At 70.0% G+C, this 21,153-nt stretch carries 19 protein-coding genes; 14 read left to right on the plus strand and 5 right to left on the minus strand.

Features of this window, described 5'->3' with window-relative positions; genetic code table 11:
• Positions 1–285: 285 nt before the first annotated feature.
• The 3 genes from ACIBAD_RS33670 to ACIBAD_RS33680 are packed head-to-tail and all read right to left on the minus strand — an operon-like array spanning position 286 to position 5,042.
• Entirely contained in the window at positions 286–1,803 is a 1,518-nt protein-coding gene (locus ACIBAD_RS33670) for a glycoside hydrolase family 43 protein (protein ID WP_398910587.1), read from the minus strand.
• On the minus strand, positions 1,800–4,019 hold the full coding sequence (locus ACIBAD_RS33675) for a glycoside hydrolase family 3 N-terminal domain-containing protein (RefSeq protein ID WP_398910589.1): 2,220 nt from the start codon (positions 4,017–4,019) through the stop codon (positions 1,800–1,802). The genes ACIBAD_RS33670 and ACIBAD_RS33675 overlap by 4 nt, the downstream gene beginning before the upstream one ends.
• Positions 4,020–4,028: 9 nt before the next feature.
• On the minus strand, positions 4,029–5,042 hold the full coding sequence (locus tag ACIBAD_RS33680) for a LacI family DNA-binding transcriptional regulator (RefSeq protein WP_398910591.1): 1,014 nt from the start codon (positions 5,040–5,042) through the stop codon (positions 4,029–4,031).
• A gap of 245 nt (positions 5,043–5,287) precedes the next feature.
• Here ACIBAD_RS33680 and ACIBAD_RS33685 point away from each other — a divergent pair, with 245 nt between their 5' ends.
• From ACIBAD_RS33685 to ACIBAD_RS33750, 14 genes are all read left to right on the plus strand, one after another.
• Positions 5,288–6,580 (plus strand): extracellular solute-binding protein, encoded by a 1,293-nt coding sequence (locus tag ACIBAD_RS33685; protein ID WP_134067420.1) that lies wholly within the window; start codon positions 5,288–5,290, stop codon positions 6,578–6,580.
• Positions 6,573–7,562, plus strand: coding sequence for a carbohydrate ABC transporter permease (locus tag ACIBAD_RS33690; protein WP_398910594.1), 990 nt, complete (start codon positions 6,573–6,575; stop codon positions 7,560–7,562). The genes ACIBAD_RS33685 and ACIBAD_RS33690 overlap by 8 nt, the downstream gene beginning before the upstream one ends.
• The gene (locus ACIBAD_RS33695) at positions 7,559–8,389 is read left to right on the plus strand and encodes a carbohydrate ABC transporter permease (RefSeq protein WP_398910596.1); all 831 of its coding nucleotides are present in this window, start codon (positions 7,559–7,561) and stop codon (positions 8,387–8,389) included. Before ACIBAD_RS33690 ends, ACIBAD_RS33695 begins: the two co-directional genes overlap by 4 nt.
• Before the next feature lie 36 nt (positions 8,390–8,425).
• Complete coding sequence (locus tag ACIBAD_RS33700; RefSeq protein ID WP_134067414.1) at positions 8,426–9,802, plus strand: glycoside hydrolase; 1,377 nt, start codon at positions 8,426–8,428, stop codon at positions 9,800–9,802.
• 29 nt (positions 9,803–9,831) lie between these two features.
• Positions 9,832–10,890 (plus strand): endo-1,4-beta-xylanase, encoded by a 1,059-nt coding sequence (locus ACIBAD_RS33705; protein ID WP_398910598.1) that lies wholly within the window; start codon positions 9,832–9,834, stop codon positions 10,888–10,890.
• Positions 10,887–11,933: a Gfo/Idh/MocA family protein gene (locus ACIBAD_RS33710; RefSeq protein WP_398910600.1), complete on the plus strand. Its 1,047-nt coding sequence runs from the start codon at positions 10,887–10,889 to the stop codon at positions 11,931–11,933. Before ACIBAD_RS33705 ends, ACIBAD_RS33710 begins: the two co-directional genes overlap by 4 nt.
• Positions 11,930–12,790, plus strand: coding sequence for a PmoA family protein (locus ACIBAD_RS33715; protein WP_134067408.1), 861 nt, complete (start codon positions 11,930–11,932; stop codon positions 12,788–12,790). Before ACIBAD_RS33710 ends, ACIBAD_RS33715 begins: the two co-directional genes overlap by 4 nt.
• Positions 12,742–13,530, plus strand: a complete 789-nt coding sequence (locus ACIBAD_RS33720) for a cupin domain-containing protein (RefSeq protein ID WP_134067406.1) — start codon at positions 12,742–12,744, stop codon at positions 13,528–13,530. The genes ACIBAD_RS33715 and ACIBAD_RS33720 overlap by 49 nt, the downstream gene beginning before the upstream one ends.
• Complete coding sequence (locus ACIBAD_RS33725; protein WP_134067404.1) at positions 13,530–15,011, plus strand: non-reducing end alpha-L-arabinofuranosidase family hydrolase; 1,482 nt, start codon at positions 13,530–13,532, stop codon at positions 15,009–15,011. The genes ACIBAD_RS33720 and ACIBAD_RS33725 overlap by 1 nt, the downstream gene beginning before the upstream one ends.
• Before the next feature lie 311 nt (positions 15,012–15,322).
• On the plus strand, positions 15,323–15,547 hold the full coding sequence (locus ACIBAD_RS33730; RefSeq protein ID WP_134067402.1) for a hypothetical protein: 225 nt from the start codon (positions 15,323–15,325) through the stop codon (positions 15,545–15,547).
• Between the two features lie 118 nt (positions 15,548–15,665).
• On the plus strand, positions 15,666–16,160 hold the full coding sequence (locus ACIBAD_RS33735; protein ID WP_134067400.1) for a MarR family transcriptional regulator: 495 nt from the start codon (positions 15,666–15,668) through the stop codon (positions 16,158–16,160).
• Positions 16,157–16,600 (plus strand): MarR family transcriptional regulator, encoded by a 444-nt coding sequence (locus tag ACIBAD_RS33740; RefSeq protein WP_398910604.1) that lies wholly within the window; start codon positions 16,157–16,159, stop codon positions 16,598–16,600. The genes ACIBAD_RS33735 and ACIBAD_RS33740 overlap by 4 nt, the downstream gene beginning before the upstream one ends.
• A gap of 702 nt (positions 16,601–17,302) precedes the next feature.
• On the plus strand, positions 17,303–17,821 hold the full coding sequence (locus ACIBAD_RS33745) for a hypothetical protein (protein ID WP_134067396.1): 519 nt from the start codon (positions 17,303–17,305) through the stop codon (positions 17,819–17,821).
• An 838-nt stretch (positions 17,822–18,659) separates the two neighbouring features.
• On the plus strand, positions 18,660–19,199 hold the full coding sequence (locus ACIBAD_RS33750) for a hypothetical protein (protein ID WP_134067394.1): 540 nt from the start codon (positions 18,660–18,662) through the stop codon (positions 19,197–19,199).
• A 189-nt stretch (positions 19,200–19,388) separates the two neighbouring features.
• Here the strand turns inward: ACIBAD_RS33750 and ACIBAD_RS33755 are convergent, their stop codons facing one another.
• Entirely contained in the window at positions 19,389–20,483 is a 1,095-nt protein-coding gene (locus ACIBAD_RS33755) for a glutamate--cysteine ligase (protein WP_134073922.1), read from the minus strand.
• Positions 20,484–20,527: 44 nt separating this feature from the next.
• A complete protein-coding gene (locus tag ACIBAD_RS33760; protein WP_398910607.1) occupies positions 20,528–20,908 on the minus strand; it encodes a hypothetical protein in 381 nt (126 codons plus the stop codon).
• Positions 20,909–21,153 lie beyond the last annotated feature (245 nt).

The following is a 21,153-nucleotide window of genomic DNA, read 5'->3' on the forward strand; positions in this document are numbered from 1 at the left end:
GCACAAGGGCTCGGGCTTCGGCAGGCAGCAGCGAGGTCGGTGCGGCGGCCGCCCGCTGCGCACGAGTGTTAACGCTAACAATTGACGTGTCAATACTTTCGACGGGCGGCGGCGACAAGGCCGTCCCGCACACGGCGCGCAGCTGGTCCAGCCAGCCGATCCGCTCCGGCGAGGTGCATCGCGACCACGAAAACCGAGGTCAACGGGGTCGGCCGGGCGGGAGGCGGAGTGCGAACTGGCAGGCGGCGGAAGCTGACTGCCACCTGCCCGCGAGCATCGGCGGTGTCAGCGCCCGCCCGGCGTTTCCTGTGGGCTCGGGTACGTGATCTCGAACCGCGTGAAGTGGGCCTGGTTGCTGGAGGGGTGGCCGTTGGAGGTGGCGTAGAGGCCGAGCTGGACGCTGGTGAACAGCGGGGTGAGGAAGGTGGCTTCGACGGTGGTCAGGTCCTGCCACGCTCCGTCGGGTGCCGCGTGGGCGAAGGTGTGGCTGAATCCGCGGACGCGGACCCCGAGGCGAATGGGGCCCGGGGGGACGGGAACGCCGGCCAGGACCTCGGGCCCGCGGCGGAGGCTGAGTCCGTCCGCGGTGCGGAGGAAGAGGAGATGGGTGTCGTCGTCGAGGACCACGGCGAGGCCCGCCTGTTCCTCCGGTGCGGCGGGGGTGAAGTGCAGCTCGGTGGAGACGTCGCAGTCGGGTTGTTCCTGGGGGCGGGCCAGGAGGGACGGGGTGGTGCGCTCGCTGAGGCGTTCAGGGCGGAGCTGGAGGCGGAGCCCGTCGCCGGCGGTCCAGAACCGCCCGGGTGGGGTGCGCAGGCTGCTCCAATCCGCGGAGAGCGTGGCGAAGTCGTCGTGGACGGGGCGGCGGAGGTCGGTGTGGTCGACGGGGGAGAAGACCGGCCAGCCGTCGCCCCAGGTGATCCGGCTGAGGAAGGTCTCGCGGCCGAGGGCGGAGCCGGGGCGGACGCCCAGGAGGACGGCCCGCCAGTCGCCGTTCGGGGTTTGGACGAGGTCGGCGTGCCCGGTGCAGGTGACCGGGCCCTTGGCGGGCGGTAGCACCGGGTTGCCGGGGGCGCCCTCGTAGGGGCCGGTCACGCGGTCGGCGCGGGCGGCCACCACGCTGTGGTCCACATCGGTTCCGCCCTCGGCGGTGAGCAGCAGATAGGTGCCGCCGGTCTTGTAGAGGTGCGGGGCCTCCGACCACCGGGCACCGGGGTGGCTTCCCGACCACAGGACGTACTCCGGTCCCGTGAGACGTCGTTCGCGGGGAAGGTATTCGCGCATCCAGATCTCGGTGCGGCCCGCGGCTTCGTCCACGACTCGTGCGGCGGTGAACCAGGCCCGGCCGTCGCCGTCCTCGGCCCGGTAACCCTCGCCCTCGCCGTCGCCGTCGCCGTCGCCATGGCCGTCCTCCAGCCCGTCGTCGAAGAACAGGGACGGATCGAAGCCCTCACCGTCCAACCAGTGGGGCTCCGACCACGGCCCCGCCGGGTCGGTCGCCGTGACGACGAAATGGCCGGGGCCGTCCATCAGCGTGCAGACGAGATGGAAGACCCCGTCATGGTGCCGGATCGTCGGTGCGAACAGACCCCGAGAGGGCTCGCACCCGCCGAGGTCGAGCTGGGACGGCCGGTCGAGCGCGGAGCCGATGCGCCGCCAGGTCACGAGATCGTGGCTGTGGAACACGGGAAGGCCGGGGAACCATTCGAAGCTGGACGTCACCAGGTAGTAGTCCGCCCCCACTCGGCAGACGGACGGGTCGGGCCGGAACCCGGGCAGCACGGGATCGCCGAAGAACCTGCTCATGGAACCGGGACGATCTCGACCGGCACGGACAGCACCCGGTCGGCCGCAGGGTGGCGTACGGGGCCCTCCAGAGTGAAGGAGCCCTGGAGCGGAAGATCGCCGCTGGACCGGCCGACGGCCACGCCGATCTCCCCGGGCTCCACTCTTCTGCGCAGGTCGAGCCCGGTGAAGGAGGTCCGGTCGGCATGGACGGAGAAGGTGATCCGGGCGGCCGCGCCCGGCCGCAGTTCGACCCTGGCGAATCCGGCGAGCCACCGCTGCGGCCGGACGACGGACGCCACGGGGTCGGAGAGGTACAGCTGGACCACCTCGGTCCCGGTCACCTCGCCGACGTTGCGTGCGGTGACCGAAACGGCGACGGCCCCGTCCGTCGCGGCGACGGGATCCACCGACAGCTCCGAGCAGGTGAAGCTGGTCCAGCTCAGGCCGTGACCGAAGGGGAACAGCGGGGTCGGGTCCACCGAGCTCCAGTCGGTGTGCCCGCCGAGCCTGGCGTGCAGGTAGGTGCCGGGCTGGCCGCCGACCCGGCGTGGGATGGAGACGGGCAGTCGCCCGGACGGTTCCGCGGCACCGCTGATGATCCGGGCCAGCGCCGTCCCGCCCTCCTCGCCGGGGAAGAAGGACTGCACCACGGCGGATGCGCGCTCGGCCAGCGTGCCGAGCGCGTAGGGCCGTCCGGAGACGAGGACCAGGACGGTCGGCACCTCGGAGTCCAGGACGGCGGAGGCGAGTGCGGCCTGGCCGCCGGGCAGGTCGAGGGTCTCGGCGTCGCAGCCCTCTCCGGAGGTGCCCCGGCCGAACATGCCGGCCCGGTCCCCGAGCAGGAGCAGGTTCACGTCCGGATCGTCCGCGGTGACCGTGAACCCGGCAGCGGTGAGCGCCTCGCCGAGCGTCGGGATCTCCAGCCCGAGGTCGCCGGGCAGCGCGACGTGGTTGGGGAAGGAGTAGCAGCCGAGGAAGAACTGGGGGTCGTCGGCGTAAGGCCCACTGATCGCGACCCGGCACGGCCGCAGCGGCAGGATGCCGTCGTTGGCGAGCAGCACGGTGGACCGTTCGGCCAGGAGCCTGGCCAGTGCCCGGTTCTCCGGCGGGTCGAGGTCGACGTGCTCGGGTTTGACGGGTTCCCAATCGGGATCGAGCAGGCCGAGCTCGGCCTTCTGGAGCAGGACCCGTTCCGCGGCCCGGTCGACGAGCTCCTCGGGTACGCTTCCCGCCCGCACGAGTTCGGTCAGCGGCTCGCCGTAGCAGCGGGCCGTGGGCAGCTCGACGTCGATTCCGGCGGTCAGCGCCAGCGCTCCGGCCGCGCCCCGCGATCCGGTGACGCCGTGCCGGGTCTCCAGGAAGGAGACGGCGTAGTAATCGGCGACGACCACACCGCCGAACCCCAGCTCACCCCGGAGCAGCTCGGTCAGAAGCCGTTCGTCGGCGGCCACGGGGACGCCGTCCACGTCGGTGTAACTGTTCATCACCGACCGGGCGCCTCCCTCGCGCAGTGCCCGTACGAAAGGCTCGATCAGTACGTCCGCGAACTCGCGCGGTCCCGCGGCGACGGGGGCCATGTTCCGGCCGCCGCGCGAGGCCGAGTACCCGGCGAAGTGCTTGAGCGTCGCCACGATCCCGGCGCCCTCCAAGCCCTGCACATAGGCGGTGCCGATCGCTCCGACGAGATAGGGATCCTCGCCGATGCACTCCTCGGTCCTGCCCCACCGGTAGTCGCGGACCACGTCGAGCACCGGAGCCAGCCCCTGGTGTACGCCGACCCGTCGCATACCCGCGCCGATGGCGGCGGCCATCTGGCGCACGAGTCCGGGATCGAAGGAGGCGCCCCAGGCCAGCGGCCCGGGGAAGACCGTCGCCCCGAACGTCATGAACCCGGTCAGGCACTCCTCGTGAGCGACCGCCGGTATCCCGAACCGGCCGGATCCGGTCACCTTCCGCTGGAGCGAGGCGAGCCGCTCCATCCCGGCTTCCGCGGTGGTCGGCGCGGTGCCGTACACCCGGGTGAGCTGGCCGAGGCCGTGGGCGGCGATGTCGTCGAGGCCGGGCGCGGACTCGCCGGAATCGTCCTCCATCGGCGCGACCGGGGCGCCCGGCTCCGAGGGCAGCGCCCAGAAGCCGGCGAGCTGACCCGCCTTCTCCTCCAGCGTCATCCGTTTCAGCAGATCGGCGACCCGTATGGACACGGGCATGAGGGGGTCACGCCAGGGCTCGGTCAAGGAGTTCTCCTAGGAACGGGGCGGGGCGGTGGAGAGGCGGACCTTGAGCTCGGTCGAGAGCTCCATACGGGGGCTGACCAGGGGCTGGCCGTCCAGGAGCTGGAAGAGCGTTCGGGCGGCGAGCCGGCCCATCTCCTCCAGCGGCTGGCGCACCGTCGTCAGTGGCGGGGACAGCCACTCGCACATCGGCAGGTCGTCGAAGCCGACCACGCTGAGGTCCTGCGGGATGCTCAGTCCGCCCTGCCGGGCGGCTTCGTAGACGCCCATCGCCTGCTGGTCGCTGCCGGCGAAGACGGCGGTCGGCGGCTCGGGGAGGGAGAGCAGTTCCCGGGCGCGCTGGAACCCGCCCTCGTGCTGGAAGTCGCCGAACCGGATCAGGTCGCGGTCGACCTCGATCCCGGCCCGCTCCAGCGCGGCGCGGTACCCGTCGATGCGGGCCTGGCTGCAGAGCATCTCCTTGCGCCCGCCGATCGCGGCGATCCGGCGGTGCCCCAGCTCCAGCAGGTGCTCCGTGGCGGCGAGGCCCCCCGCCCAGTTGGTCGCGCCGATGCTCGGCACACCGTTGCCCGGCAGGTCGATCGGGTCGATGACGACGAGTGCCACCCCGGCCTGTTCGACCTGGGCGCGCTGGGCCTGGGTGACCGAGGCGGTGACGAGGATGACGCCGTCGCTGTGGTGCAGGACCGGCAGGGCGGCCCAGCTCGAAGGCGTGGCCTCGCCCGGCGGGACGAGCGACACGACGGTGCCGACGCTCCGCTGGGCGCACTCGGCCTCGACGCCCCGCAGTATCTCCACCGCCCACGCGCTGTCCAGGCCGCCGATGATCAGGTCTACCAGGCCGGACCTGCGGGCCCTGGCCTGCGCGCCGGGGTGGAGGTAGTTGTGGGAGCGCAGCAGGCCCTCGATCCGTTCGCGTGTCGCGGGTGCGACGTCGGAGCGGCCGTTGACCACCTTGGACACGGTGGCCTGGGAGACCCCTGCCTCAGCGGCGATGACGGCCAGGGTCGGGCGCTGCTCGCTCAACTTCTCTCCTCCGCGCGGATGCCTTGGGTTGGCGATGGATATCGCAAACTTTCGAAGAGTTTCCGGTCGTCGCGACCTGGTTGTCAAGCTCCAAGAGGACTGCTGTCAAAGGGAATTCGGTGAGAAGGGTTGACCGGGGGGCTTCACGTTCCTAGTTTGTGGCAGCACGAATTCGAGAAAGTTACGAAAGATTTTCGAACCGAACCGCACCGAACCGAGCCGGCATTCACCACCCCGGAGGTCCCATGGCCAGCACACCCCCGAGTCGACGAAGCTTCCTCGCGCTCTCGGGCCTGACCGTTCTGTCCGTCTCTCTGACCGCCGCCTGCGGCGGCGGGGACTCCGGCTCGGGGCCGGCGGCCGACGGCAAGGTGACCTTCGCGTGGTGGAACATCGCCACGACGGAACCGGGCAAGTCCCTGTTCCCGCAGATCTCCTCGGCGTTCACGGCCGCCCACCCGAACATCGCGATCAAGACGACCTCGTTGGAGAACGAGGCGTTCAAGTCCAAGCTGACGGCCAACACTTCGTCGGGCAAGCTCCCGGACGTGTTCCAGACCTGGGGCGGCGGCGTCCTGCGGCAGCAGGTCGACGCGGGGCTGGTCGAGGACCTCACCGAGGCGTTCGGCTGGTCGTCCGACCTGACCCCGGTCTCGCTGCAGGCCTATCAGTTCGACGGCCGGACCTACGGGGTGCCCTACGACGTCGGCATGGTCGGCTTCTGGTACAACAAGAAGCTCTTCGCCGAGGCCGGGATCACCGCCCCGCCGGCCACCTGGGCCGAGCTTCTCGAAGACGTCAAGAAGCTCAAGGCCGCGGGCATCACCCCGATCGCCCTCGCGGGCAAGGAGAAATGGCCGGGCCACTACTACTGGGCCTACCTCGCGATGCGCGTCGCAGGCCTCCCCGCGCTGCAGCAGGCCGCGACGACCAAGGACTTCACCGGCGCCGGCTTCGTCCGGGCGGGCACCCACCTCAAGGAGCTGGTCGACCTCCAGCCCTTCCAGACGGGCTTCCTCGGCGCCGGCTACTCCACCCCCGGAGGTCAGGCCGCGACCATGGGCAGCGGCAAGGCCGCCATGGAGCTGATGGGGCAGTGGGCACCGTCGGTACAGAAGGACGCGGGCGCTGACCTCGGAGCGGACCTGGGCTTCTTCCCCTTCCCGACGGTCGACGGCGGCGTCGGCCAGGCCACCGAGGTGTTCGGCGGTGGCGGCGGCTTCGCGCTGCGCAAGGGCGCCCCGAAAGAGGCGCTGGACTTCCTGAAGTTCTTCGTACTGGAGAACGAGTCCGAGCTGCTGGCCTCCAACGGCTACCTGCCGGTGGTCAAGGGCGCCGAGAGCCAGCTCACCGACGCCAACCGGAAGGTGGTGGCCGACAGCCTGGTCAAGGCGACGGGCTTCCAGCTCTTCCTCGACCAGGCCTACCCGCCTGCGGTCGGCCAGGAGGTCAACGACAGCGTCGCCGACCTCATAGCGGGCAAGAAGACGCCCGAGCAGGTCACCAAGTCGATCACCGAGGCTGCGAAGGGTGCCTAGCTCTGTGCCCACCCTGACCAAGGAGCGGACGCGGGACGCCCTGCCGGTGGGCCCGCCCGCCCCGGCGCGGACGCTCCTGCGCGGGTTGGGAGGCTGGGCGTCGCTCGCCTGGTTCCTCCTCCCGGCTCTGGTCCTCTTCCTCGTCTTCGTCCTCGCCCCGATCGCCGTCGCCGTCTACACGGGCTTCTTCAAGTGGGGCGGGACCGGCCCCATGGACGACTTCGTCGGCTTCGAGAACTACGCCAAGCTGTTCGACGACCAGGTCTTCCTCGGCGATCTGGAGCGCGGGCTGTACCTGATCGCCCTGTCGATCACGGTGCAGTTGCCGTTCGCGCTGTTCACCGCGGTCCTGCTCAACCAGCGGCTGCGCGGCCGGGCCGTCTACCGGATGCTGTTCTTCGCGCCGTACGTCCTGTCCGAGGTGGTCACGGCGGTCCTCTTCACGATGATCTTCCTTCCCGGTGCCGGCATGGCCGACCACCTCGCCGGCGCCCTCGGCCTGGAGGGGCTGCGGGGCAAGTGGCTGGCCGATCCCTCGACCGTCATGCCGACCCTGTTCGTGGTCATGACCTGGAAGTACTTCGGCTTCCACATGATGCTCTTCCTCGCCGGACTGCAGAGCATCCCGGGCGAGATCCTCGAAGCCGCCTCCATCGACGGCGCCGGCGTATGGCAGCGCTTCCGGCACGTGACGCTTCCGCTGCTCGGCCCGACGATCCGGATCAGCGCCTTCCTTTCGATCATCGGGGCCATCCAGCTCTTCGACCTGGTGTGGGTCATGACGGCGGGCGGGCCCAACCACTCCTCCGAGACGATGGCGATCTCGATGTTCCAGTTCGGGTTCAAGCGCTACCAGGTCGGCTATGCCAGTGCGATCAGCGTGGTGCTGTTCATGATCAGCCTGGTCTTCTCCCTCTTCTACCAGCGTTACGTGCTCCGCCGTGACCTGAGCGGGGCCGTCACCTCCGGAGGTGGCCGATGAACGCCCGCAGGACGGCACGCGGCCTGTCGCTGCACGCCGTGGTCTGGCTGATCGGCGCGTTCGTCGTCGTGCCGCTGGTCTACGCGGTGATCTCCGGGTTCAAGAACACCGGCGAGCTGACGACCAACCCGTTCGGGCTGCCGGAGCACTGGAAGACCGGCAACTACACCGGCATTCTCGGCGACGGCATGTTCTGGCGGCAGATCGCCAACAGCGCGGGCATCGCGATCGGCACGACGTGCTGCACCGTGGCGGCGTCCGCGATGGCGGCGTTCGTGCTGGCCCGCTACGCCTTCCGGGGCAGGGAGCTGTTCTACACGCTGTTCACGATCGGGCTGATGTTCCCGTTCGCCGTGGCCGTCCTGCCGTTGTTCCTGCTGCTGCGCAACTTCGACCTGCTCGACAACCCGCTCGGTGTGATCCTCCCGCAGGCGGCCTTCGGGCTCCCCATGACGATCATCATCCTGCGCGGCTTCTTCCGGACCATCCCGGCGGAGGTCGAGGAGGCGGCCATCATGGACGGCTGCGGCAAGTTCCGCTTCTTCTGGAAGATCCTCCTGCCGATGGCGCGTCCGGCGCTCGGCACGGTGTCGGTGCTGGCGATCGTGGCGAGCTGGAACAACTTCTTCCTGCCGCTGCTGGTGTTCAACGACCCGAAATGGCAGACCATCCCGGTCGGAGTCCAGCAGTTCCAGGGCCAGTACTCGACCGACTACGCGCTCGTCCTCGCCTACATCGTGCTCGCCATGGTCCCCGCCCTCGCGTTCTACGCCGTCGCCGAGCGGCAGCTGATCGGCGGCCTCACCGCGGGCGCCACCAAGGGCTGACCCGTCCCGCGCGACCTCCACCCCCGAGGAGTGAATGTGAAACGCCTGATCGCACTGGCAGTCCCCATTTTGTTAGCGCTAACATCGCAGGCTGTGGCCGCCCCCGCGCGAAACGGCGTCGACTTCCGCACAGCGCTCCAGCCCATCGACGGGTTCGGCTTCTCGATGGCCTTCCAGCGGGCCGACCTGCTGCACGGCGCGCGCGGCCTCAGCCCGGCCAAGCAGCGCGAAGTGCTCGACCTGCTGCTCAGCAGGGACAAGGGCGCGGGCCTTTCGATCCTGCGCCTGGGCATCGGGTCGTCGACCGACAGGGTCTACGACCACATGCCGACGATCCTGCCGGCCGATCCCGGCGGGCCGGACGCCACGCCGAAGTACGTCTGGGATGGATGGGACGGCGGCCAGGTGTGGCTCGCCAAGGAGGCCAAGGCCTACGGCGTCAAACGGTTCTACGCCGACGCCTGGAGCGCCCCGGCCTTCATGAAGACCAACGGAAGCGAGAACGGCGGCGGCGAGCTACTGCCCGAATGGCGTCAGGCCTACGCCAACTACCTCGTCCAGTATGCGAAGTTCTACCGGCAGGAAGGCATCGGGATCACCGACCTGGGATTCACCAACGAACCCGACTGGACGGCGACCTACGCCTCGATGCGGTTCACCCCGCAGCAGGCCGTCGACTTCCTCAAAGTGCTCGGGCCGACCGTTCGCGCAACCGGATTGAAGACCGAGCTGGCCTGCTGCGACGCCGCGGGCTGGGACCGGCAGGTGGCCTACACCGAGGCCGTCGAGGCCGACCCCGCCGCCGGCAAGTCCGTGCGGACCATCACCGGCCACCGCTACAGCGGTCCGACCGCGGTCCCGCAGCCGACCGACAAGCGCGTGTGGATGTCGGAATGGTCGCCGGACGGCGCCACCTGGAACGAGAACTGGGACGACGGCAGCGGCTACGACGGTCTCGCCGTCGCGGCCGACATCCAGAACACCCTGACCGTCGGCAACGCCAGTGCCTACGTCTACTGGACCGGAGCGTCCCTCGGCGCGACCCGGGGGCTCATCCAGCTCGCCAATCCCGGTGACGACTACCGGGTGTCCAAGCGGTACTGGGCCCTGGCCGCCTTCAGCCGCTTCATCCGCCCCGGTGCCGTCCGCGTGCCGGTCACGAACGCGGAACCGGCACTGCAGATCACGGCCTTCCGCAACACCGACGGCAGCCGCGTGATCGAAATCCTCAACACCGCGACCACCGCAAGCTCCGCCCAATTCTCCCTTCACGGCGGGCATGACCGGAACCCCGACGGCTACGTCACCGACGGGACCCGCTCGATCACCCCGGCCGACATCGTCTCCACACATGGCACGACCCTCACGGCGACGCTCGCCCCGCGCGCGCTGACCACGATCGTCCTCGACTGAACCGCCCGCACCCCGAGGAGCAGCCCGCCATGTCCCTTCCCATGTCCGTTCGCATACCCCGGATCCTCACCACTCTGGCCGCAGCCCTCTGCCTCTCGGCCGGTCTCGCCGCAGCGCCCGCAGCGGCCGAGCCCCGTCCCAGGACGCTCGGCGAACTGGCCGCGAAGCACCACAAGTACTTCGGCTCCGCCACCGACAACCCCGAGTTCACCGACGCCGCCTACCTGAAGCTCCTCGGCAGCGAATTCGGCCAGACCACCCCCGGCAACGCCATGAAGTGGTACGCCACCGAGCCCGAGCGCGGCGTCTTCGACTTCACCGACGCCGACAAGGTCGTCGCGTTCGCCAAGGCCCACCACCAGAAGGTCCGCGGCCACACCCTCATCTGGCACAACCAGCTCCCCGCATGGCTCACCGAGGGCACCTGGAGCGCCGACGAGCTGCGCGCCATCCTCAAGAACCACATCCAGACGGAGGTCCGGCACTTCAAGGGCCAGGTGATCCACTGGGACGTCGTCAACGAGGCCTTCAACGAGGACGGCACCTACCGCGAATCGCTCTTCTACAAGACGCTCGGCCCCGGCTACATCGCCGACGCCCTGCGCTGGGCCCACGAGGCCGACCGGCACGCCAAGCTGTACCTCAATGACTACAACGTCGACGGCACAGGCCCCAAGAGCGACGCCTACTACACCCTGATCAAGCAGTTGAAGGCCGACGGGGTCCCGGTGGAGGGCTTCGGCATCCAGGGCCACCTGGCGCTCCAGTACGGCTTCCCCCGCGACGTCCAGCAGAACATGCAGCGCTTCGCCGACCTCGGGGTCGACGTCGCGGTCACCGAGCTCGACATCCGGATGACCCTCCCCGCGACCCCGGGAAAGCTCGCCACCCAGGCCGCCTGGTACGCCGACTACGTCAAGGCCTGCCTGGCGGTCAAGAAGTGCGTCGGCGTCACCATCTGGGACTACACGGACAAGTACTCGTGGATCCCCTCCGTCTTCCCCGGCGAGGGCGCAGCGCTGCCCTACGACGAGAACCTGCTGCCCAAGCCCGCCTACCACTCGATCAAGGAGGTGCTGGGCGGATGATCAGGACGGCGATCGTCGGAACGGGCGGGATCGCGGGCATCTGCCACGTTCCGGCCCTCCGCGCGCAGGCGCACCGGGTCCGGATCGTGGCAGCCGTCGACGTGGACGCCGTGCGCGCCGAGGCGTTCGCGGCCGAACACGGCATCCCCGCGGTCTACACCGACCTGCACACGATGCTCAAGGAGCAGAGTCCGGACCTCGTGCACCTGTGCACGCCTCCGTTCCTGCACGCCGAACAGGCCGTGGCCTGCCTGGAGTCGCAGGCGTGGGTATGGTGCGAGAAGCCGGTGGCCCGGTCGCTGGCCGAGCTCGACCGGATCCGCCGCGCCGAGGGGCCCGCCCTCGCGGGCGCGGTGTTCCAGCACAGGTACGGCTCGGGGGCCCGGTACCTGCGCGACCGGATCACGGCCGGGACCCTGGGCCGTCCGCTCGTCGCGCAGTGCGTCACGGCGTGGTACCGCGACGACGCCTACTACGAGGTGCCCTGGCGCGGCACCTGGGAGAGCGAGGGCGGCGGCCCGACCCTGGGCCACGGCATCCACCAGATGGACCTGATGCTCGCGGTGCTCGGCGAATGGACCGAGGTACGCGCGATGGCCGGCCGCCTCGCGCGCGAAGTCCAGACCGAGGACGTGTCCGCGGCCCTGGTCCGGTTCGACAACGGAGCCATTGCGACGGTCGTCAACAGCGTCCTCTCCCCCCGCGAGGAGAGCTACCTGCGCTTCGATCTCACCGACGCCACGGTCGAGCTGCGACACCTGTACGGCTACTCCAACGCGGACTGGACCTTCACCGCGAGGTCGCCGGGCGCGGAGTGGGAGCCGCCGGACGACGTGCCCAGCTCGCACACCGCGCAGCTCGCGGCCTTCCTGGACGACTACGAGGCGGGGATCCGGCCCGGTCTCGGCAGGCCCACGATGGAACTGGTCACCGCCTTGTACAAGGCCGCGATCACCGGCCTGCCGGTCCGGCGTGGAGAGATCGACGCGGCCGACCCGTTCTACGGTTCGCTCAACGGAGGGCGCCCGGGGGTGTTCCGGTGACGTTCGAACTCCGCGAGAAGGAGGACTCGCTGACCGTCCGGGCTCGCGGCGTCGACCTCTTCCGGTACGTGCACCGGCCGGTCATGGACCCCTTCGAGGCGCCGAAGCCCTACCTGCATCCGGTACGCACGCTGGCCGGCGACGTGGTCACCGGGTACCGGCCGCACGACCATCGCTGGCACAAGGGCATCCAGCTCACGGCGTCGTGGGTGTCGGGGCAGAACTTCTGGGGCGGCGGCACGTACCTGCGGGGCCAGGGCTACGTGGACCTGCCGAACCTCGGCACGATGCGCAGCCTCACCGTGTCCGCCGAAACGGGCCCCGGCCGCGCCGTGGTCACCGAAGCGCTGGCCTGGATCACGATGGCGGGGGAGCACTGGATCAACGAGCGCCGCACGCTGACCGCACACGGCGTCGGGGCCGACTCCTGGACCCTGGACGTCACCACCTCGCTGACCAACGTCCGCGACACCGACCTGATGTTCGGCAGCCCCGGCACGCAGGGCAGAAAGCTCGCCGGATACTCCGGCCTGTTCTGGCGGGGCCCGCGCGACTTCACCGGCGGCGAAGTGATCGGCCCCGCGATGGGCGAACAGGGCGACTGGCTGGCCTTCACCGGCACGCACGACGAGGTCGACCGCTCCTCCACTCTCCTGTTCCTGGACGATCCCGACGCCCCCTGCCACTGGTTCGTCCGCAGTGAGCCCATTCCCGCCGTGAACCCGTCTCTGGCATTCGACGAGGAACTGCCGCTGGCCCCGGGCGACACCCTGTCGCGCCGCTACCGGATCGTCGTCGCCGACGGCGCATGGCCCCCCGGGCGCCTGTCCCGCCATATCGCGGAACACCCGTGGTGACCCCGCTCCCCGGCGGCGTGGGGATCTCCGGGTTGACGGTGTACGACTGGGAGGCCGCCGACGGGCTGTGCGGCGGCACGCCCCACATGCACCTCGTCTGCTCCGAGGCCTACGTCGTCATCGGCGGCGCGGGCAGCGTCCAGACCCTGACCACCTCCGCCTTCACCGACACTCCGCTGCTCCCCGGCGACGTCGTCTGGTTCACCCCCGGCACGATCCACCGCCTCGTCAACGACGGCGGCCTGCGCCTCGTGGTGCTCATGCAGAACAGCGGACTCCCCGAGGCGGGAGACGCCGTCTTCACCTTCCCTGCTCCTGTGCTGGCCGACCCCCACGCCTACCGGAAGGCGGCCGCGCTGTCCGGCGACCATTCCACGGCAGCGCGCCGCCGCCGCGACCTGGCAATCGAGGGTTTCCTGGCCTTGCGCGAAGGCGGGCTCAAGGAGTTCCACATCGCGGCCCACCGCCTGAAAAGTGAACTCCTGGACGCCTGGCGGCTCCGCTGGCGTGACGGCCCCCTGGCCGCGGCCGTCACGACCGGCCGTCAGCTGGAGCGGCTGAAGGCCGGAGACCTCTCTCACCTGGCCCACGGCGAAGTGGCACGACTGGAGTGCCCGCAGCACCAACGCTTCGGCATGTGCGGCCGCCTTCACACCTATCCCGTCCCCGACCCCCTGGCGCGGCCGCTCGGCGGTTCGTCGGGGTCACCTCACCCCCGTCCCCCAAAGGAGCTCTTCTGATGTGGTTTCGCCATCCGCCACGGGTCCTGAGACTCGTCCTCGCGGTCCTTTCGTCCTTGCTGCTCGGGGCTGCTCTCCTCGGTACCCAGCCCGCCGTCGCCGCCGCCGCGGCCACCGTCGACCCCAACGCGTCGTACGTGCTGGTCAACCGCAACAGCGGTAAGGCCCTGGACGTCTACAACCTGGCGACCAACGACGGCGCGCGCATCACCCAGTGGACCAGGAACGACCAGAACCAGCAGCTGTGGCAGTTCGTCGACTCCGGAGACGGTTACTACCGCATCAAGTCCCGCCACTCCGGCAAGGTGCTGGACGTCTCCGGCCGGTCCACCGCCAACGGTGCCTCGATCGTCCAGTGGTCCGATGCGAACGGCACCAACCAGCAGTGGCGGCTGGCCGACAGCTCGGACGGCTACGTGAGGTTCATCGCGCGCCACAGCAACAAGGCCCTCGAAGTCCAAGGCGCCTCCACCGCCGACAACGCGAACATCGTCCAGTACGACGACTGGGGCGGCACCAACCAGCAGTGGCAGCTCGTGCCGGTCGGCGCCGGCAACCCCGGCACGTGCGATCTTCCGTCGACGTACCGCTGGACCTCCACGGGCCCGCTGGCGCAGCCCAAGGCCGGGTGGGCCTCGCTCAAGGACTTCACCGTCGCCCCCTACAACGGCAAGAACCTCGTCTATGCGACGACGCACGGCTCGGGACCGGACTCGGGCTGGGGCTCGATGAACTTCGGCCCGTTCACCAACTGGTCCGATATGGCCTCGGCCAGCCAGAACACGATGTCGAACTCCGCCGTCGCTCCCACGCTCTTCTACTTCGCGCCGAAGAACATCTGGGTGCTCGCCTACCAGTGGGGGGGTGGGGGCGCCTTCTCCTACCGGACGTCGAGCGACCCCTCCAACCCCAATGGCTGGTCCTCGCAGCAGGTGCTCTTCTCCGGAGCCATCACCGGCTCCGGAACAGGTCCCATCGATCAGACGCTCATCGCTGACGGCACGAACATGTACCTGTTCTTCGCCGGTGACAACGGCAAGATCTACCGGGCCAGCATGCCGATCGGGAACTTCCCGAGCAGTTTCGGCTCGACCTACACAACGATCATGAGCGATACGACGAACAACCTGTTCGAAGCGCCTCAGGTCTACAAGCTCCAGGGCCAGGACCGCTACCTCATGATCGTCGAGGCGATCGGCGCGCAGGGCCGCTACTTCCGCTCGTTCACGGCCACCGCTCTGAACGGCTCATGGACACCCCAGGCCGCGACCGAGAGCAACCCCTTCGCCGGCAAGGCCAACAGTGGCGCCACCTGGACCAACGACATCAGCCATGGCGAACTGATCCGCACCAGCGCCGATCAGACCTTCACCGTCGATCCCTGCAACCTGCAATTCCTCTACCAGGGACGCAACCCCAACATCGGCGGCGACTACGGCCAATGGCCGTACCGGCCGGCGCTACTGACACGGCAGCGCTGACCACGTGACACCGCTCCGGCTCCGATGAGGAGCCGGCCCTGAGCACCGGGTTCACGGGGTGGCCGGCGGTGGCCGGCCCACCCCGTGAACGATCCGGGGCGTGGGGCCGGCCTGAGCGGCGAGGGTGGCCCGGAGGTTGCCCGGATAGCAGCGCTCCTTGCCCCGGCACCCGCAGAGTCCAGCGGAGCACAGCCGCAAGCCGACCCGTTGGATGGGAGTCCGACTGAGCGAGTCACTCCATTGCTGTTCAGCACGCATGGTGGTGAGGCGTCCCGGATGCCGTACGGGTTGGCCCGCCGCACCCTGGACGTATGGCGGATCAGACGGAGATAGTGGTCCACCCGGTGTCGCCGCAGGGCGGGCGCAAGGTCACGGTGCATGCGCTCGGTGTGGACGCGGACCTCGGCCGGGCGTTTACGCCCGGGGATGTGTCGGAGTTCCTGCGCCGGGCCGGTCTGGAGGATGTGGATCTGTCCGAGGACGGGCCGATCCGGTGGGAGGGGGGCGGCCCCGAGGCGTGGACCGGCGGCATCTGACCGCGCCGGGCACCTGCCCCCTGCACACCCTGGAACCTGCCGGCGGCCGCCGCGGATGCACGGACGGCGTCCGCCGAAAATAGTAGCCATAGACATAGTAGCTATGTACTCTATTCGCATGAGCGAGATGTCCCCGGGCCCAACGCCCGGCTCCCTGGTGTGGCGGCTGGCCAACAAGTGGCGCGTCGCAGTCGATCGTGCGGTGGCTCCGCTGGGTCTCACCCACGCGCAGTACGTACTGGTCGCGTCGCTGCACGGCATGCAGCACACCGGTGAGAGGCCCAGCCAGCGCCGACTCGCCGACCACACCGGCCTGGAGGCGCTGTACGTCTCGAAACTGGCGCGCGCCCTGGAGTCGGCCGGCCTGATCGAGCGCACGCGCGACCCCCGCGACCCGCGCGCCGTGCAGCTCACCCTCACCGAGCAGGGCCAAGCCGTCACACGGCAGGCCATCGTGGTGGTCCAGGAACTGCTTCAGCAGTTGCTGGAGCCGCTCGGCGGCCTCGACGCGCCGCGTACGCGCGCGTTCACCGACGACCTGACGACCCTGCTCGACGTACCTCTCACTCCAGCCGTACCGGACGACAAGAGCACTCAGGGGGCAACACCATGACCACCACCGCATCCTTCGCCGACGCCCGCGCCCTCGGCCTGGCCCACTACGCCGCCCGCGGCGTGCTGGAGCACGTCCTGGCCCGGCACGGCATCACGTTCCAGCAGCAGATCGCCCTGCGCGCCGCCATCACCGCCGACACCCCGAAGGCCGCGGAGGACCTCGTCGTCGAGGTCCAGGGCTCCCTCAAGGCCGACCCGGCCGACATCCGCGCCACTCTCGACGAGCTGCTGGCCAAGCAGCTGCTCGTCGTGGACGGTGCGCACCTTCGCCCCACGGATGCGGGGCGCGAGCTGATCGCGGTCGTCGGCGCGGAGACCGCCCCCATCAGCGCTCGCATCTGGGGAGGGATACCGGCCGCGGACCTGGCTGCCGCCGGCCGCGTCCTCTCCCTGGTAACCGAGCGCGCCAACGCGGAGCTTGCGGCGCAGACCGCCTGACCGCTGACCACCCGACCGTGCCGATGGGCAAATGCAAGGCGACCCGCACGGAGCTGGCCCCATTCCGGAACCGCCGCGGCTCTCCGGCAGGCCTGACCCTCCGGGCGCGTCGACTGTTCGCTCCGAAAGCGAGCGCATCTTGCGGCGGGCCGCCCGGTGAAGGTGTGGCGTCCCCTCCCTGAGGGCCGGGCTCCGGTCCTCAGGTCGACACCGCTCGACCGGGGCGAGATCATGAGAAGGAATTGACGCTCAGCCCTCACCTCGCCGACGCGGTCGCCCGCAGCCCCTTTGGGCCGCCGCCGCGGGAGGGCCCCGGTCCCCACGTGCACCGTGGTGCAGGACGCCACAGCGGCCGACGAGGTGAGGTGGTCGGTATCGGCTTCGCCGGCCACAAGAAGGTGTTGCTCAAATAGATGTACGAGCCGACCCCCGGGGGACTGCCGGGTCGCGGTGGGAGGGGAACATCGCGGCGCTGCCCCCAGGAGTGATGCGCGGCCACCCGGCAGGACCGGCTGGCGATCGGGCCCTCCGCGCGAAGGCGAGCAGGGCTCAGGCCGCCAGCAGATCAGGGTCAACTGCCAGGCCACCCAGCCCAGTCCCCCGGAATCGCTCGACTCCGACCGGCAGAAGGGCTACGCCGCCGCCGGGGCGCCGCGTTCGCGGCTACGACCTTCTGCACGTGACCACCGATGGAGGCAAGCCATGAACCGGCGCATCCGTCTCGTCGCCCTCAGCCCTCTGATCGCCTGCTCGGTCGCCCTATGTCCCTACTCCATTGCCGCTGCCACCGCCGCTCCATCGGACGGCCCCACCTGCACCGTGGAACCGTTCCCCGGCGCCGCCGACCACGTCAACGTAAAGGGGAAGGGATTCGGCGGAAAGGTCGTCGTCAAGGAGACGAGCGGCAAGAAGGAGGTCACGGTCGACGCGACGGCGGAGGGAACGTTCGAGGCAGCGGCCCTTCCGGCAGGCTCGTACGCCGCCGTACCGTACGGGTCGCAGTCCCAGAGTTATCCCTGTACCCAGACGGGGGGCAAGGATCAGACCGACGGGGACAACGCCAAGGCCGAGTACGACAAGGGCTTCCAGTTCGGCTTCCAACAGATCAGGGCCAACTGCCAGGCCACCCAGCCCAAGACCGCCGAACAGCCCGACCCGAACTGGCAGAACGGCTACGACAAGGGCGCCGAACTGGCGGCCAAGACCTTCTGCAAGGGCTAGGTGTATTGATCACGGGCGTCAACGGCGCCGGGTCGTGCTCATGGCGAAGACCTCCGGTGTGGTGTGGTGGAGGTGTCCAAGCGGCACCGCACACGGAGGTCTTCGAACGCGTCCTCGCCGGACGTCCGGTCGCGGACGTGACGGCCCGAGATGGGCATACCGAGGCCTGACGCTCGTAGTCCTCCGGCACCGTGGCGCCGGAGGCGTCGGCGTGCCGCGTGGGGGCGGGCGAGCGGTGACCCGTCCCGAGGGCGCAAGGAGTGCGGTGACGAGCAGAGGCGGGGATCGCGGGCGACGCATGCGCGACCGTCCCGCACGACGGGCCCCGGACCGGTCCTGACGGCGCCGGGGCCTTCGGCCACCGGGAGCCCGCCGGAGCCGGGCATCGGCGTCCGAGTACGGGCCGGCCCGGCCCTCGGGTGCTCCTGACAGGCCGCCGCAGGCGTTGGCAGGTACTCTCGGAGAGGAGCCCCATGGCGCGAGGCCGCCGCGGGCCACCATGACGGTCCGTCAGCCCGTCCGCTTTCGCGGACAGCCGGCGTCGAGCGCCGATCTCGGACCGACCGGTTGGCCGGCCGCGCCCCTCTTGCCGCGACACGTCGCATCAGCCGCCATGGCGAGCCCAATCCCCGATTCCGTACACACCCCGGCAGATCTCTGCCATGGAGGGAAGCGCATGAATCGGCAACGTCGTTGTGCACTACTCGCCCCACTCCTGGTTTCCGCGGTGGCCCTGCCCCCGACGATGGCGGCCCAGGCAGCCCCGTCGGCCGTGCAGGTCCCCACATCCCCGTCATGCCAGTTGACTCCCGTAAGCGGCTCTTCGGACAGGGTCAACATGGCGCTCGCCGGCTTCCGCGCCAAGCAAACGGTCACGATCCAACGAGTCGGCGGCGGCAGATCGTCGACAACGTCGGTCAGTCCGCAGGGCAGCCTCACCGTGAGGAACCTGCGCGATGGGACCTACACCATCAAGCGACAAGGTCACTCCACCATCCCCTGTAAGGATGCGCCCGCCCCTGTGACCGTCGACATCACTGATGCCGACGTGGTCGCGACCAAACCCAACACCCCCACGGTCAAGTGCAACCAGGCGACTCCCGTGACCTTCGAGGGCACGCTCACGGGCACGGGAACCGGTGACATCAGGATCGCGTGGTTTAACCCGGACACGGGCAAGCGGTCCGAGCGCACGATGAAGTTCACCGGCCCGACCTCCAAGACCGCGGAATTCGTCGTCACTGCCCCCGCCCGTGCGAACCCGACCGAACCGCGGCCCACGGTGAAGGTCCAACTGGTGGTGCCCCGACAGGGATCGGAGCAGGGCGTGTCGTCGGCTGTGCTCCCGGTGACGCTCGTGTGCGAAACCGGCACCTGACCCGGACGGTTTCGACGGCTCAGTTCGGCAGGAGGGATCGGCGCAGGCTGTGCCGGCCCGCACCGCCCGGCGCGAACCGCGCCGGGCGGTGCGGTGCGGGCCGTGGCCCTGTGGGGCCGCACCGGATGGCCGCCCGCGAGCCGGGTCCAACCAGCGCCCTTTGATCCTCGACCCCGCCCGTCAAGAGCTTCAGGAGCCAGTGGCTTCTGCGGTGATGAGGGCACCGACCGCCGGCAGGCCGGCTTCCGCAAGCGCGCGGCGCTGGCGGTCGGCCGACGTCCCCCGCTGGAGCAGCCGGTGGACGAGCGAGGTCACCTCACGGTGATCACCGTTCTCCTCGAGGGCGGGGCCGATGTGCTGGAGCAGCGCGTACAGCACGTCCCCGCCGCTTTCCAGTCGGCCCGCAGGGTTCACCAGCGTGCTGCCCAGGCCGTGTCTGGCGGCATGCCACGTCGCGGCCTGCAGCAGCTCCGGCCGGCACGGCGCGAGAGCGACTCCCGCCCTCTCCTCGGCCATCGCGGTGGCGGCGAGCCCGCGGACGATACCGGCGAGCATCACCGCGTCGTCCGCCTCCAGCTGCACGTCACAGCAGCGCACCTCAACAGTCGGGTAGCGCTCGGAGAGTCGGGCCTGCCAGTACAGCTGCCCCCGGTCCGGGATCACCCCCGGTTTCACCAGCGCATCGATCCGGTCCTCGTAGTCCGCCAGTCCCGCGAAATGCGGTGGCGGGCCGCTGACCGGCCAGCGGCCGAAGACGACCGTGCGCCAGCTGGCGAACCCGGTGTCCCGCCCGTCCCACAGCGGTCCGTTCGCTGACATCGCCAGCAGCGTCGGCAGCCAGACGCGCATCCGGTTCAGGACGGCCACTCCGGTCTCGCGGTCGGGCACCCCCACATGGACATGCATCCCGCAGATCAGCTGCTCATCGACCAGCAACCGGGCCTCCTGCCGCATCTTCACGTATCTGGCCGTGCTGGTGATGGGCACGGGTACGACATCCTTGACCGGCGAGGTGGCAGTGACGGCGATGCGGCAGCCGTTCGCCTGGGCGGCGGAGGCCACCGCGTGGCGCAACCGCAGGAGATGTCCTCCCACCTCCTCAAGGGCCGTGCATACGGGGGTGGCGACTTCGATCTGGGCCTGCAGCAGCTCGTCCTGGATTTCTCGCTCTTCCGCGATCGGTGCCAGGCGGGCCGTGGCGCGCACCTCCTGCACGAGGGGAGTGGGAAGGAGGGTCTCCGGGTCGACCAGCAAGTACTCTTCTTCGACCCCAACAGTGATCATGCTGGGTGGTACCCCTAACCAGCCGTGATCAGCCACCTTGAGGGCTATTGCCGCACAATGAGGTGAAAGGTGCGCTCCCGGCCCGCCCGTCGTGTCGTCAACGACCCCGGCCCCGCACCCCGGGAGTGCTTTCGCCCGTGAGTGCGTTCTCCCGCAGGCCAGGTTCGGCGCGCAGCGTCTTGGGCCGGCCCCAGGATGACCGCGCCGAAGGCCAGGAAGCTCAGCGATGCGAGCAGCAGCGCGAACCGCTCGCTGAACCCGGTGCTCCATGTGGGATCCGTGCCGTCGGTGAGGGAGCCTCGCTCCGCCGGCGTGTCGCGCAGTCGGCTGCCGAAGGCCGGACCGGCGGCCCGGGCGCCGATGAAGCCGCTGCCCTCGCCGGCTGCTGCGCACAGCGCGTAGGCGATCAACGGTATGGCGAACATCAGGAACTGCCGCCGGTCAGGTGCGCTCCAGCCCCGGGCGGCCGACCGGCGCGGCACGCATGCCCCGGCCCAGCCGGCCGCGATTTCCGATCGCACCGCTGGGCAGCAGCGCCCGCAGGACGTCGCGATCGCCCCCCGGAGGGCCCTAGCTGTATTGCCCAGTGAGGTTGGGGACGCGGCTGGCGGGTGGTTTGCCTGCGAGCGCGGTGTGTCCGCGGTGGTGATTGTAGGTGTGCAGCCAGCCG

It is taken from the genome of Streptomyces sp. NPDC051109, from assembly GCF_044455885.1.
GTDB lineage: Bacteria > Actinomycetota > Actinomycetes > Streptomycetales > Streptomycetaceae > Streptomyces.